The following is a 14,570-nucleotide window of genomic DNA, read 5'->3' as shown; positions in this document are numbered from 1 at the left end:
AATCCCCCTCAAACTGTTAACGTATTTAGTCATCATAAAAAACGTTGTAACAGTGCTTTCATTATAATGATAAAAAAGTTGGGGGATTCTTTCTATGTATAATCATCTAAAGATTAATCTTTTTTATCATTCTTTTTTGTATGATTATCTAATAAGAGGAGCGAGAAGTATAAAATGTTTAAGTCTTTGAATTGTTTCGGGTCAAGTCCTGTATGCTCCTCAATCTTTTTAAGTCTGTAATGCAATGTGTTAATGTGTATATGTAATTGTTCAGCTGTTTGTTTATAGGATTGGTTATAATCAATAAATAAGCGTAAAGTGTGCATAAGCTCAGGAGATGATAGTAAGTTTTCGATAGTACGCCTTAGAAACTGTTCACGCGTTTCAGCAGAAATATCTTGTAAGCACATTTCTAAACGTAAATCTTCATTAAATACAATTTTTTTCGTTTCAAGTGATACGGAAAGAGCTTGTAATGCTTGTTCGTACGATAAGTTCATATTGCTTGGTGTAACGGATTGTCCAATCCCAATATATAAAGGAATAGAAAACAAAGTTTCACAGTCTTGTTTTAATCTTTTTAAAAATTGATACGTTTGCTCTTTGGAGTTTGTGGCTGTAAATAAAATGAATCGATCATTTCCCCAACGAACAAATAGATGCTCCTTTGTTAATAGATTGCGTACGTGTTGCCAAATCTTACGCTGAAGCATCGTGTCATTTTGATCGATAGAGAACAAAATAAGTTGTTTCTTCTTATATAAATCAATACCAAGTGTTTTTGCGCGATCGAGAAAGCTTGGAGACCAGTCTGTATTTTGAAGCCAATCAAAGACAAATGCTTCATAAGAACGGTGTTCAAGTTCCAGTTGTTCTAAAAAATAGTTTTCGTGAATGAGTAGTTCGGTCATTTTACGTAATATTTCTCCGTATTGTGAAATGTTTTCAGGTTCGCCTGTAATTCCAATGACACCAATTACTTCGTCATGAAATAGTAAGGGGAGGTTCATACCCGCCTTTACGCCTTGCAAACGTCGTTCATCTTCTTTTGTAATAATGACAGTTTTCTTTTGTTTCGCGCATCGGAGTGCACCTTCATGAAATTGGCCGATTCTTTCTACATCTGTACTTGCGATAATAACGCCTTGTATATTAATGATAATGATATTTTCTTTAATTAATCTGCGTACTTCTCGTACAATTTTATTCGCTAAATCAGGAAAAAGCATAATTTGCACACCTCAAATTCTATTTGTTGTACATTATATATGTAAATGAAGTAAGAAAGGAAAATTTCACACTTTCCACACATTTATTTGTTATTTTACAATTATAACGAAATCATCCGAAGATGGAGGGAATCTTTTGAGAAAGTATGTTTTTCTTCTCTGTTTTTTATTTCTATTAGTAGGGTGTCAAGGAAGTTCATATACACCGATTGCTAAAGATAAAAGTGTTATTATAACAACGAATATAAAAGAAGGTAGTATTAGTTTTGTTGATGAAAAAACTAAAAAGTTAATTACGACATGGGAACTTAATGAACCAATGGCAGGAGTTGCACTACTTCCAAACGGTGAGGACATACTTGTATATGGCAAGCAGTTAGAGTGCATGTATGTATATTCACTAGCAGAAGGAAGGCAAGTGGACAAATATAAAACGGGAAAAGGCATTGTAAATGTGATTGTATCCGAGGATAAAAAACAATTATTTGCTGCCGATCAAACTGCCCAAAAGGTAAGGTTCTTTACAATAAAAGGGAAAGAGACAGGGAGTGTATCAACAGGAAAAGGACCAATTACGATGGTAGAGCACGATAACCAGTTATCTGTATTAAACTTTTATGATACGAAGCTAACGACCATTGATACAAAGAAAAAAGAAGTGATACAATCCTTTATGATTCCCCCAGCATCAACGGGAGCGACAATTAGCCCGGATGGGAAAGAAATATGGATTGGCGGACATGGTGATGGAAATCAAGTCAATGAAAAAGTATTAGTGTATTCATTGCAGAGCGGAGAAATGGTACGTTCTTTACATGCTCCGTTTATGCCTGTGAATATAACGAAGGATAATAAGAATGTATATGCATTAAGTCACGGTTCGAATACGCTTAGAAAGTTTGATGTTAGCACGTATAAAGAGGTGGCTTCTGTAGAAGTAGGATCGAATCCATTTGCATTTTTGAAGAGCGGAGCAGAAGGATACGTAGCAAGCTATGATAGTGATGAAGTGTGTGTCATGGATATGAAGAGCTTGAAAATAAAACAAACAATTAAAGTCGGAAAAGGGCCGTTTCAACTCATAGAGAGGGAAGGGAAGGACAATGAGTAAATATAGGGTGCTAGTTGTAGATGATGAAAGTGATATGAGGCAGCTTGTTGGAATGTACTTAGATAATTTCGGATACGAGTGGGGAGAAGCTGAAAATGGAAAAGAGGCTCTAAAAAAATTAGAGACTGATCATTATGATTTCGTTGTATTAGATATTATGATGCCAGAGATGGATGGACTTTCAGTTTGTAAAGAAATTAGAAAAACGTCGGATGTACCAATTATATTTTTAACAGCAAAAGGTGAAGAGTGGAATAGGGTGAACGGCTTGCGTATGGGAGCAGACGATTATATTGTAAAGCCTTTTAGTCCTGGAGAACTAATTGCTCGTATGGAAGCTGTGCTAAGACGTTATACAAAGCAAGAGCAACAAGAAGAGATTCAGTTTGGACCGATACTTATTAATGAAAAAAGTAGGAAGATTGAGGCTGATGGTGAGCCGATTTCTCTTACAGTAAAAGAGTTTGATTTACTCTATTTTCTTTGCCAACATACGGGACAAGTATTTAGCCGGGAACAATTGCTGGAAAAGGTATGGGGATATGATTATGCCGGAAGTACAAGAACAGTGGATACGCACGTGAAAACGATGCGTTTGAAGCTTGGAGAAAGTGGAAACTACATTCAAACGGTTTGGGGTGTAGGCTATAAATTTGAGGTGTAACGTATGTTTACGATGGTACAGAAGCTTTGGCTTACAGTAGTATGTGCAGTATGTGTAACAGTTTCCTTTCTTTATTTTGTATCTTTATACTCGTATGAAAAACTATACGTTGATAATTTAAAAGATTCATTAGTAATGGAAGGGAAACGTCTTGCTGCGCAATATGATAAGCGTGAAGGAATAGCAACTTTTGAAGAGAAAGTAAGAGCATTTGATCAAATATCTAGTTCAGATGTTCTTTTCGTATCTAATCCGCGTGATTTAAGCGCGTGTTTACCTTTTGATGTGCATCATCATTCTCTTATAAGTGAAGGGGACAGGCAAGCATTATTAGATGGAAAAACTGTGACAAAGATAGGGTATGAGGAACATTTTGACCGAAATATTATGGGGGTTGTCATCCCTGTTTTAGAAAATAAAAAGTTAGTTGGCATTGTATATTCTTATATTCCTTTAAAAAGTATAAAAGACTTAATATATGATATGGGCCTTATTTTAGCACCATTAGCACTTGCTATGACTTTACTGACAATATGGATTGGTAGAAAGATTATTATTGCTATTACGAGACCGCTTTCGCAAATGGAACGAGTTGCCAATCATTTGGCTACGGGAGATTTCTCAGAACGGATTACAATTTCTTCCGAAGATGAAATTGGACGATTAGGAAAAGCATTTAATAAAATGGCAAATTCTTTAGAGACAGAAGACGTAAAGCGTAAGGAATTTTTAGCTAACGTTTCGCATGAACTAAGAACACCGCTTAGTTATATAAAAGGATATAGTGAAGCTATTTTAGATGGTGTAGCGAAGGGACCACAGCAGGAAAAAGTAACACAGCTCATTCATAAAGAAGCGGGTCGTATGCAGCGTCTCGTTCATGATTTATTAGATTTAGCACAATTAGAAGGTGAACATTTTCCGTTAAAGAAACAACCTATCGTTTTTTCACAACTAATTGAAGATGTGTTAGATACGTATGAGATTAAGTTTATAGAAAAGAAAATTCGTATTTCAACAAATTTAAATCCAGAAATCATTGTAATGATTGATGAGGATCGTATGCAACAAGTGCTTCATAACGTGTTAGATAATGCGATACGGTATACAAATCAAAATGGGGATATTGTGATAACACTCAGGCAGATAGATGATTACTGTGAATTAAACATAAAAGATACAGGAATCGGTATTGAAACAGAGCATTTAGAAAATCTTGGTGAACGTTTTTACCGCGTTGATAAAGCGAGAAGTCGTCAACATGGTGGAACAGGTTTAGGCCTTGCCATTGTCAGACAAATTGTTCATATACATGATGGACAGTGGCGAATTGAAAGTGAAAAAGGGCATGGAACGACGGTTAGTATTAAATTGAAAATACAAGTTGAAGAAAGCATGTTCTAACGTGAAGGACATGCTTTTCTTCATGAGTGCAATGAATAGAGGAATAAATATAAATTAATATCAAATAAATATTAAAAATTTGACGATTTTATGAACAAAACATTTGTACTTCTTACCAATTCGTTCTAAAATAGTTATGATGCAAAGTTCTTATAAATCGTTTCAATTGTTGTTTGGAAGATACTGAGGTGATTTAACTGGAGTACAAATCTATTAAACCGAAAAAGATTTACGAAGAAGTATCTGAAGCTATTTTAACAATGATTAAAAATGGTACGTTAAAACCTGGTGACAAACTACTTCCTGTACATCAATTGGCTGAGCAGTTTCAAGTGGGTAGATCTGCTGTTCGTGAAGCGCTAAGTGCGCTAAGAGCAATGGGCTTAATTGAGATGAAACAAGGAGAAGGTACATATGTGAAGAATTTCGATTCTTCTTCATTAACAAAATCATTAAACAATAAATTATTAATGAAGAAAGAAGATATTTTAAACTTATTAGAAGTACGAAAGGTGCTTGAAGTGGGGGCAGTTCGAGCAGCTGCGGCAAAACGTACGGAAGATAATTTGCAAAATATGAAGCATTGGTTAGATGAAATGGTAAAGAGCATTGGAGATGAAAAGGCTGGCGAAAAAGCAGATTTTCAGTTCCATATGGGAATTGCGGAGTCTTCGCATAACAACATTTTGCTTGAACTCATGAATCATGTTTCAGAGATGATTGCTGAAACGATTGGTGAATCAAGACGCATTATTTTATATGGTGAACAAACAACATCAGAACGACTTATAGAAGAGCATCAAGTTATATATGATGCAGTGTTAAAGCAAGATGTAGAATTAGCGCAGCAAGCAATGCTAGATCATTTAACAAATGTAGAACATATTGTCACAGGTAAAAACGATATAAATTCGTAATTTAATCTTTTAAAAATCAAATTTTTTGATAAAATAGAGAAAGATTAAGTAAGCGTTTTCTTTAGAAGAGGGAGAGGATAGGCCATGGTTGAGCCTACTTCTTCTTTCCTTAGTCATCTGATGACCATACGTTTATTGGTGGAGTTGTAAAAAGGGGGAGTAATAATTATGAAAGTTACTTTATTTGTTACTTGTTTAGTCGATATGTTTGAAACAAACGTCGGCAAAGCAACAGTTGAAGTGTTGGAGCGTTTAGGTTGTGAAATTGAATTTCCAGAAGCACAAGTTTGTTGTGGTCAGCCTGCTTATAATAGCGGCCATGTAGAAGCAGCAAAAGAAGCGATGAAACATATGATTGAAACTTTCGAAGATGCAGAATATATCGTTACACCATCTGGTTCTTGTGCGACAATGTTTCATGAGTATCCGCATGTTTTTAAAGATGATCCGAAGTGGGCTAAACGTGCACAAAAGGTTGCTGATAAAACATATGAATTTACACAATTTATTGTAGATGTTTTAAAAGTGACAGATGTTGGTGCAAGCTTACCAGGGATAGCTACTATTCATAAATCTTGTCATATGACACGCCTGCTTGGAGTAAAAGAGGCACCAGGAATTTTATTATCAAACGTAAAAGGATTAACTGTGAGAGAACTGCCAAACGAACAAAATTGTTGTGGGTTTGGGGGAACGTTTTCAGTGAAGATGACTCCAATTTCTGAGCAAATGGTAGATGAGAAGGTAGATAGTGCAATGGAAACAGGTGCTGATTATTTAATCGGTGCAGATTGTGGGTGTTTGTTAAACATTGGCGGACGTATTGAGCGTTTAGGAAAAGAAATAAAAGTAATGCATATTGCTGAGGTACTAAATAGTCGCTCATGAAGGGGGAACATAAGCTATGTCTATGAAAATCAGTGAGAAAAAATTTAATGATCGCGTTGGCGATGGAATTCAAGATTCTTTTATGCGCGGAGCAGTATCTTCTGCGCAAACGCGCTTATATACGAATCGCTTAAAAGCAGCGGAAGAATTAGGAAATTGGGAAGAGTGGCGTGAACTAGGTGAACAAATTCGCCAACATACGTTAGAAAATCTTGATTATTACTTAATGCAGTTAAGTGAAAATGTATCAAAAAGAGGCGGACATGTGTACTTTGCGAAAACGAAAGAGGAAGCAGCAAAGTATATTCAAGACGTTGCAAAAAAGAAACAAGCGAAGAAAGTTGTAAAATCAAAATCAATGGTAACTGAAGAAATTAGTATGAATCATGCCCTTGAAGAGATTGGTTGTGAAGTGTTAGAAAGTGACTTAGGAGAGTATATCTTGCAAGTAGATAACGATCCACCTTCACATATTATTGCGCCCGCACTTCATAAAAACAGAACGCAAATTCGTGATGTATTTAAAGAAAAGCTTGGCTATGAAAATTCTGATGATCCATATGAAATGACAAAGTTTGTTCGTAAACAACTTCGTGAGAAATTTATGGATGCAGAAATTGGTGTGACAGGTTGTAACTTTGCAGTTGCAAATACTGGCTCTCTTTGTTTAGTAACGAACGAAGGTAATGCCGATCTTGTTATGTCGATTCCGAAAACTCAAATTGCAGTAATGGGTATGGAACGTATGGTTCCGACAATGGAAGAATTAGATGTTTTAGTTGGTTTACTATGTCGTAGTGCAGTAGGGCAAAAATTAACAAGTTATGTAACTGTAGCGGGACCAATCCAAGAAGAGGAAGTAGATGGACCAGAAGAATTCCACTTAGTTGTTGTTGATAATGGCCGCTCTCAAATTCTTGGGTCTGAATTCCGCTCAGTATTGCAATGTATTCGTTGTGCTGCTTGTGTTAACGTATGTCCTGTATATCGTCACGTTGGTGGACATTCGTATGGTTCTATATACTCAGGACCAATCGGTGCGGTATTAACACCACTTTTAGGTGGATACGATGATTACAAAGAGCTTCCATATGCCTCTAGTTTATGCGGAGCGTGTACAGAAGCTTGTCCAGTAAAAATACCATTGCATGATTTATTATTAAAACATCGTCAAGTAATTGTTGAGCAAGAAGGACGTGCACCACTTGCAGAAAAATTAGCAATGAAAATGTTTAGTATGGGTGCATCTTCAGCAGCTTTATATAAAATGGGATCAAAAATGGCGCCAGCAGCAATGAGTCCATTTACATCGGGCAACCGTGTATCAAAAGGTGTTGGGCCACTTAAAAACTGGACAGATATTCGTGAATTCCCGGCTCCAAGTAAAGAACGATTCCGTGATTGGTATAAAGATCATAAGAAAGGCGGGGACAAATAATGACAGGATTAATTCAAAACCGTGAGTCCTTTCTAGATAATATTGCAAAAGAACTTGGACGTGAGCGGAAAACGGAAGGCGTAAAGCGTCCAGCATGGAAAAGTAATGTGAATGTAGAAACGCTAAAAGATTATTCAAAAGAAGAATTGTTAGAAGTATTTAAAAATCAATGTACAAACATTCATACAACTGTAGTGGAAACGACAAACGACCGTTTACGTGAAGATATTCAAAAAGTAATCGTGGAAAACGGCGGGGGACCTATTATGTTATCGGCAGACGAACGTTTTGATTCTTATGGATTGACTTCTTTATTTAAAGAAGAGCTTCCAAAGCAAAATGTTGAAGTGAATGTATGGGATCCTGAGAAAAAAGAAGAGAATATGCGTATCGCAGAAAGAGCGAATATTGGAATCGCATTTAGTGATTATACTTTAGCTGAATCTGGTACGATTGTTGTACAAAGTCATAAAGGCCAAGGTCGTTCTTTACACTTTTTACCGACTGTATACTTTGCTATTATTCCACGTGAAACACTTGTGCCTCGTATTACACAAGCAGTTCAGGATATGAACACACGTGTAGAAAATGGCGAGGCAGTAGCATCTTGTATTAACTTTATTACAGGACCTAGTAACTCGGCAGATATTGAAATGAATCTTGTTGTCGGAGTACACGGACCATTAAAAGCAGTATATTTCATCGTATAAAAGAGGGGAAAGCAGGCCAGAAAATGGCCTGCTTTTTTAATAGAATAGAAATAATATGAAGTAGAATTTCTCTCCTTTTTTTGCTATGTTCTTCTGGAAAGGAGAGGAAGGGATGTTCACTTATTTATATGCATTGTTAGTGGGGATGGTGTTTGGTTCTTTTTTTATGTTAATTGCGATGAGAGTACCACTTGGTGAGTCTATCATTACCCCTCGTTCACATTGTCATTATTGTAAGTATGTGCTAAAGCCAAAAGAATTGATTCCAATCATTTCTTTTTGTATACAAAGAGGACGTTGTACGAATTGTAAGAGGAAAATTTCAATTTTGTACGTAGTATTTGAACTTGTAACAGGAATGATATTTCTTCTTACTGTATATATGATTGGGGTGGAACGGGAGCTTATCATCATTTTATCGCTTTTTTCTCTACTTCTTATTATTTCAGTTACAGATTACATATATATGTTAATCCCCAATCGTATTTTAGCTTGGTTTGCCTGTTTACTTATTTTAGAATGTGTTTTTGTGCCGTTAGTGACTTGGACAGATAGTATAGTTGGTAGTGGCGTTATATTCATTTTGTTATATTGCATGCAAAAGATATATCCAGAAGGGCTTGGTGGAGGAGATATAAAATTACTTTCGTTACTTGGATTTATAGTGGGACTGAAAGGGATTTTTATGATCTTATTTTTAGCATCTTGCTTTAGTCTTTGTTTCTTTGGAGTTGGTATAGTATTAAAACGTATGAAAATGAGGAGCCAAATTCCGTTCGGTCCTTTTATTAGCCTTGGGGCAATATGTTACATGTTGGTTACGTATACAAAATAGAGAGAGGATAGAACATGAATGTATATATGGATGATCAAAGAAGTTGTCCGTACGGGTATGTGCCCGCCACTACAGTAGAATGTGCCTTGCAAATGGTTCGGGATTATGATGTGAATATTCTTTCCCTTGATTTTAATATGGGATGGGGGAAAAGAAATGGATTAGATTTTGTAGAGGCTTTTTGTAAAGAGGGTTTATATGTAAATGAAATTCACCTTCATACGAATGATGTCATCGGTATGCACAAGATGAAACAGAGAATTAATAAGGGAAAGGAAGAAGGAGAAATTAATCCGCACCTTGTTGTTAAATATGTGGGGAGCTAAAAACTCCAAAGTTTTACTTTGGAGTTTTTAATGTTTCATATGTGCTTGTAACGGAATGATTTCTTCTTGTTGAGCCGCTACTAATTCAGTTTCTTCTTGTTTCACGTCAGGTACTTTCTTTGTTAAGTAATGGTATACCATGCCGACAAAGACGGACCCGCCAATAATGTTACCGATTGTAACTGGAATTAAGTTATGAATAGCACCTGCAAAAGAAATTGTCTCCGGATGCGGTGAAACTAAAGATAGAGCAAACAGTGATAAGTTTGCAATGCTATGCTCGTAACCAGATAAGAAGAATGTGAAAACGAGTAGCATCATCATCATAATTTTTGCTGTATCACCTTTAACTTGAGAAGGTAAGAAACACGCAAGACATACAAGCCAGTTACATAAAATTGCTTTAAAGAATAATTGCATTGTAGGTGTATTCATTTTTCCTTCTACTACTTTATTCATGAAATGGCCGTGATCAATTGCTTCGAAAATTCCAGTTGCATAAAATAGTAAGGCAAAGAATAAAGCTCCAGCTAAATTCCCTGCATAACAAGCGACCCAGTTACGAAGTGTATCAGAAATCGTTGTTTCTTTTCTTAAAGTTGCTACAGTAAAGTACATTGTGTTTCCAGTAAACAATTCAGCACCGCCATATATAATAAGTACGAGGGCAATTCCGAAAAACATAGAAGCAGCTAAATAAGTTGCCGGTGAATCTGCAATGTGAAAAAAGTTACCTAATTTAAAACATAGTACAATAATAAAACCGATATAAATACCCGCAAGTGCGGCACGAATGAAATATTGCATCGGGTTTGTATCTAGCATTTGTTTTTTGATCTTAGCCAGTTTGACAACATAATCTATTCCTTGCTCTAGCATGAGTAATACGCTCCTTTAGTACATCATCTATAAATACTCCTTATATGAATAAAGTACATGGAATTGTTCTTAGTTTCAATAAGTTTGTGCAATGTTTCACAAAAAGGACATACATATATCAAGAAAACGCTTACAAATGGTAGTATAATAGAATTTTTTCTGGACATTGAGAGGGGAAGGGAAAAAGAAAAAGCGCTGTAATTACAGCGCTTTTTCGTCTAAATTCTTTTCTACTTTTACTTCTACTTCTTTCGAGAAGAACCAACCGCCAACTGCGATTCCGACTAATACAATCCAGAATGTAAGCTTCCATAGTGTAGATTCTGGGAATGAATGCGGAATTACATTTAATGCAGGGTGCGCTAATGTATAAACTGCTAGTTTCACACCAACCCAACCTACAATTAAGAATGCTGCAGTTTCAAGTCCTGGTTTACGTTTTAAGATTTGTACGAAAGCAGTTGCTGCAAATCTCATGATGATTAACCCGATAAGTCCACCTACAAAGATAACAACGAATTGCCCAGTATCAAGACTACCAATTGTACCTAATCCTGTTTTTGGTAAAGTCATTGCTAACGCAACTGCAGCTAAAATTGAATCAACTGCGAAGGCGATATCAGCAACCTCAACTTTAAATACAGTCCACCAAAAGTTCTCTTGTTTTTTCTTTGCTTCTTTTTCTTCTGTTTCTTCATCCGTATTCTTTTTAACATACGTTTTAAATAAGTGATTACCAGCTATAAACATAAGGTAAATGGCACCGATTGCTTGCACTTGCCATACGTCGACTAAGAACGAGATCATAAATAACGATCCGAATCGGAAAACAAATGCCCCCGCTAATCCGTAAAATAATGCTTTCTTTCGTTTTTCTTCTGGTAAATGTTTTACCATAATTGCAAGAACGAGAGCGTTATCAGCCGCTAAAATCCCCTCTAGTGCAATTAGGATGAGTAATACCCAACCATACTCCAATAATAATGATACATCCATGTACATTCTCCTCTCATTTCTATAAGTACTAAATAAGTGAAGAATTTCCCCACTATTTAGTTTCCCCATACTCCTGCCTATTAACTTTGGAAGAATTTGGAAATTAATACAAAAAAGACCTCTGCCGTTAATAGGCAAAGGTCTTGCTAGACATATGTAATGAAAATGCCAACAAAGCCGGAAGAACTAAGTTCTACGTAATGACGACTTTGTTTCCAAGAAATATTCTTGGACGCTACTCCCCTTTGGAGATATGCTATTGTACTCTCATTATATGGATAATGTATACGGTTGTCAACCTGTTAAAATATCTTCATTCGGATATTTTATTTTTCGGTTCTTTTTACGTGCAAATGAAAAAGCCAATGTTAAAGGTCCCATTTTCCCAAAAAACATCATAAAGATGATAATAGCTTTTCCGATCATAGTTAAGTGTGGTGTGAAATTCATACTGAGACCGACAGTCCCAAATGCTGAAAATACTTCGAAAGCACTCATCAATAGAGGAACTCGCTCAGTAATACTTAAAATTAAAATAGCAAAAAAGATAAATGAAATGGAAATAATAGTGATGGTCAATGCTTTGACAATGAGAGTATCTTTAATAGATTTTTTAAAAACGACAATATCATCTTGTTCTTGTAAAAATTTAAATACCCCAAAAAACATGATTAAAAATGTTGTTAACTTAATTCCACCACCGGTTGAAGCACTACCAGCGCCAATAAACATAAGGAGCATCATTAATAGTAGGGAAGGCTTTGATAATGCAGAAATATCAACTGTATTAAACCCGGCAGTACGAGTTGAAACCGCCTGGAAATAAGCGGCCATTCCTTCTTCAAATGGGGTAAATCCTCTCATAGAAAGGGAATTGTGGAACTCGAATATAAAAATAAAAACAGTCGCAATAATATTGACGATTAGAGTAGAAGAGAGCATAAGTTTTGAGTGTAATGTAAGGTTTTTAAAATTTTTCTTTCTTTTTATATCTACGATTACTGTAAAACCAATCCCACCTAAAATAATGAGGGAGGAAATAACGAGATTGACAAGAATGCTATGAGAATGGGACATTAAATTATCGCTCCACACAGAAAAACCAGCATTGTTAAAAGCAGAGATCGAATGAAAAAAGCTATAATAGATTCCTTTAGCAATCCCGTATTTTGGTACCCATTCAAAAGAAAGAATCAAAGTAGCGATACATTCGACTGTAAAAGAGAATAAAAATAATGCTTTGGCAAGACGAATGACACCACCAATGTTCGTTTGGTTTAACGCTTGTTGCAGTAAAATTCGGTTTTGAAGACCAATTTTTCTGCCGAGCATAATCGCAATTAAAACGGCAAAGCTCATAATGCCAAGTCCCCCTACTTGTATAAGCGTTAAAATGACACACTGTCCAAACAAAGTAAATACTTTTCCGGTGTCTACAACACCAAGCCCAGTAACAGTACAAGCAGAAACTGTTGTAAATAAAGCGTCGATCCATGAAATAGAAGTTGTTGTAGCAATTGGTAGTTTTAATAAGCATGTACCGATAACTGATAACATAATAAAAGACAAAGTAAGAACACGGGGAGGACTCATGCTAATATTAATCCGTTTCATGTCACATATCGTTCCTTTCAGTTTGCTCTTACTAGTATGTGAAAAAGCACGATTATGTATGTTAAAAATAGAAAGAGGCAGAGAATATCTGCCTCTAAGCCATAGGTTATTGTATTATCCACGTAATTGTTGTTGAGCTAAAGCGACTAGTCGTTTCGTTACTTCACCGCCAACTGAACCGTTAGAACGAGATGCTGTATTAGAACCTAAGCTAACACCGAATTCTTGTGCGATTTCATATTTAAATTGTTCAAGCGCTTGTTCTGCACCTGGAACTAGTAATTTGTTTGTTTTTACCATGTTGATACACATCCTTATGAGTAGTCCAATTCAGCTAAATACTTATCTAAACTGGTAACGTTATTTTATGTGGAAACGACGTACTCATACGCGGAAGTAATCGGTGTGATTAGAAGTTATTGGATAGAAAAAAGAGTAGCAAATTTGCTACTCTTTTTTCAGTATTGTCGCTGTACCTTCCACGACAATATCATCGGATTGATTATATATGTTTGTTTGCAACGTAATGATTTTTTTATCGTCTCGTTTTTTAATGACTTCTGCCACAACGCGAAGTGTATCACCGATTTTGACAGGAGCACGGAATGAAACGTTTTGAGATAAATAAATCGTGTTTTTGCCAGGGAGTTTCGTTCCAAGAATCGTCGAAATGAAACTGGAAACGAGCATGCCATGAGCAATACGTTCTTTAAACATTGTCGTTTTTGCAAAAGAATCTAAAATATGAATAGGATTCACATCTCCAGTTAATTTTGCAAAATTAATAACGTCCTCATCCGTAATAGTTTTTGTAAGGGATGCTTGATCACCGACTTGAATCTCATCATAACGAAGCTCCGGAACAGTTTGTGCTTCTTGAAATGGATTCATTTTGGCCTCCTTCTTTTCCATATCGAAAAATGCTAGCCATCTTGATGTAGTAGGAGGAAGAAAGAGTTTTGTTTGTGCTGCAGTTAGCTCCCACATTTTTCTTACTTGATGGAAGTAAATAAATTTTTTGAGTTTTCCTCGAACTGCTTTGCGAGTTCTAGTTGTTTGGACTTGAACTCTCCCAAAAAAACTTCTAACTGTTTTTGAACCTCTTCACGTTGTAATTGTTGTTGTTCAATAAATTGTTTTGTTGTTTCTTCAAATTGACCGCTAGTTTGAGTAAGAATAGACAAAGATGTTTTCGTAGGAGAAACAGTCAGTTGGTGCATTTGATTAGAAAGTTCATTCCATTTCCCTTGCCACTCGTTAATTTGATCATTTAAGGAGTTTCCAGTTAATTGCTTCACGTAATCTGTATATTGGTTATTGAACTGAGCAGTGAATTGTTGTAGTTCTTTTTCTAGTTCATCTACTCCTGATGTTAATTTATGCAAAGCGTCTTGTTGTTGTTTTAAAGTTTCTAAAGTAAGTTGCTCTAATTGTTTCCCAGCTGAAGAGAAGAGGGAAAGAGATTGAGACCAGTTTTTCCAAAATGCATCGACTAATTCGTATGGTTTAGTTTCCATTGTTTGACCTCCAAATGTTTTTTTGCATATTGTGAACGCAGA

The 14,570-nt window shown here is 35.8% G+C and carries 16 protein-coding genes and 1 riboswitch; of the genes, 9 read left to right on the top strand and 7 right to left on the bottom strand.

All coding sequences use genetic code 11. The annotated features are described in order from the left end of the window. Nucleotides 1-113: 113 nt before the first annotated feature. A complete protein-coding gene (locus JDS99_RS15660; RefSeq protein ID WP_048545040.1) occupies nucleotides 114-1,229 on the bottom strand; it encodes a CdaR family transcriptional regulator in 1,116 nt (371 codons plus the stop codon). 136 nt (nucleotides 1,230-1,365) lie between these two features. On the opposite strand from JDS99_RS15660, the gene JDS99_RS15655 reads away from it, so the two are divergent. The 9 genes from JDS99_RS15655 to JDS99_RS15615 all read left to right on the top strand — a co-directional run bounded on the left by JDS99_RS15655 (nucleotide 1,366) and on the right by JDS99_RS15615 (nucleotide 9,522). Then, on the top strand, nucleotides 1,366-2,340 hold the full coding sequence (locus JDS99_RS15655) for a YncE family protein (protein WP_199695320.1): 975 nt from the start codon (nucleotides 1,366-1,368) through the stop codon (nucleotides 2,338-2,340). Next, entirely contained in the window at nucleotides 2,333-3,004 is a 672-nt protein-coding gene (locus JDS99_RS15650; protein WP_000049878.1) for a response regulator transcription factor, read from the top strand. Before JDS99_RS15655 ends, JDS99_RS15650 begins: the two co-directional genes overlap by 8 nt. Before the next feature lie 3 nt (nucleotides 3,005-3,007). Continuing rightward, on the top strand, nucleotides 3,008-4,408 hold the full coding sequence (locus JDS99_RS15645) for a sensor histidine kinase (protein ID WP_000494801.1): 1,401 nt from the start codon (nucleotides 3,008-3,010) through the stop codon (nucleotides 4,406-4,408). Nucleotides 4,409-4,635: 227 nt separating this feature from the next. Next, entirely contained in the window at nucleotides 4,636-5,325 is a 690-nt protein-coding gene (locus JDS99_RS15640) for a FadR/GntR family transcriptional regulator (RefSeq protein WP_255256195.1), read from the top strand. 168 nt (nucleotides 5,326-5,493) lie between these two features. Continuing rightward, nucleotides 5,494-6,213: a (Fe-S)-binding protein gene (locus JDS99_RS15635; RefSeq protein WP_000869144.1), complete on the top strand. Its 720-nt coding sequence runs from the start codon at nucleotides 5,494-5,496 to the stop codon at nucleotides 6,211-6,213. 16 nt (nucleotides 6,214-6,229) lie between these two features. Continuing rightward, a complete protein-coding gene (locus JDS99_RS15630; protein ID WP_000061936.1) occupies nucleotides 6,230-7,651 on the top strand; it encodes a LutB/LldF family L-lactate oxidation iron-sulfur protein in 1,422 nt (473 codons plus the stop codon). Next, a complete protein-coding gene (locus JDS99_RS15625; RefSeq protein ID WP_000147203.1) occupies nucleotides 7,651-8,361 on the top strand; it encodes a LutC/YkgG family protein in 711 nt (236 codons plus the stop codon). Before JDS99_RS15630 ends, JDS99_RS15625 begins: the two co-directional genes overlap by 1 nt. A gap of 112 nt (nucleotides 8,362-8,473) precedes the next feature. Then, entirely contained in the window at nucleotides 8,474-9,196 is a 723-nt protein-coding gene (locus JDS99_RS15620; protein WP_000495731.1) for a prepilin peptidase, read from the top strand. Nucleotides 9,197-9,210: 14 nt separating this feature from the next. Next, nucleotides 9,211-9,522: a cyclic-phosphate processing receiver domain-containing protein gene (locus JDS99_RS15615; protein WP_048545036.1), complete on the top strand. Its 312-nt coding sequence runs from the start codon at nucleotides 9,211-9,213 to the stop codon at nucleotides 9,520-9,522. Nucleotides 9,523-9,549: 27 nt separating this feature from the next. Here JDS99_RS15615 and JDS99_RS15610 read toward each other — a convergent pair whose 3' ends face one another. From JDS99_RS15610 to phaP, 6 genes are all read right to left on the bottom strand, one after another. Then, entirely contained in the window at nucleotides 9,550-10,401 is an 852-nt protein-coding gene (locus JDS99_RS15610; RefSeq protein ID WP_199695319.1) for a formate/nitrite transporter family protein, read from the bottom strand. 201 nt (nucleotides 10,402-10,602) lie between these two features. Further along, nucleotides 10,603-11,397 carry a TerC family protein gene (locus tag JDS99_RS15605; protein WP_000383317.1) on the bottom strand — a complete coding sequence of 265 codons (795 nt, stop codon included), beginning with the start codon at nucleotides 11,395-11,397 and terminating at the stop codon, nucleotides 10,603-10,605. Between the two features lie 90 nt (nucleotides 11,398-11,487). Continuing rightward, nucleotides 11,488-11,653: riboswitch (yybP-ykoY riboswitch) on the bottom strand. Between the two features lie 38 nt (nucleotides 11,654-11,691). Next, nucleotides 11,692-13,011 carry a TrkH family potassium uptake protein gene (locus JDS99_RS15600; protein WP_087984798.1) on the bottom strand — a complete coding sequence of 440 codons (1,320 nt, stop codon included), beginning with the start codon at nucleotides 13,009-13,011 and terminating at the stop codon, nucleotides 11,692-11,694. 114 nt (nucleotides 13,012-13,125) lie between these two features. Then, nucleotides 13,126-13,311 carry an alpha/beta-type small acid-soluble spore protein gene (locus JDS99_RS15595; protein WP_000241212.1) on the bottom strand — a complete coding sequence of 62 codons (186 nt, stop codon included), beginning with the start codon at nucleotides 13,309-13,311 and terminating at the stop codon, nucleotides 13,126-13,128. A 147-nt stretch (nucleotides 13,312-13,458) separates the two neighbouring features. Then, nucleotides 13,459-13,902 carry a MaoC family dehydratase gene (locus JDS99_RS15590; RefSeq protein ID WP_001067916.1) on the bottom strand — a complete coding sequence of 148 codons (444 nt, stop codon included), beginning with the start codon at nucleotides 13,900-13,902 and terminating at the stop codon, nucleotides 13,459-13,461. Nucleotides 13,903-14,003: 101 nt separating this feature from the next. Next, nucleotides 14,004-14,528, bottom strand: coding sequence for a polyhydroxyalkanoic acid inclusion protein PhaP (phaP, locus tag JDS99_RS15585; protein WP_000448583.1), 525 nt, complete (start codon nucleotides 14,526-14,528; stop codon nucleotides 14,004-14,006). Nucleotides 14,529-14,570: the final 42 nt, after the last annotated feature.

The sequence above is a fragment of the Bacillus cereus group sp. N6 genome (assembly GCF_016483705.1).
Lineage (GTDB): Bacteria > Bacillota > Bacilli > Bacillales > Bacillaceae_G > Bacillus_A > Bacillus_A wiedmannii.
This window is presented reverse-complemented; position numbering and strand designations above follow the sequence as displayed.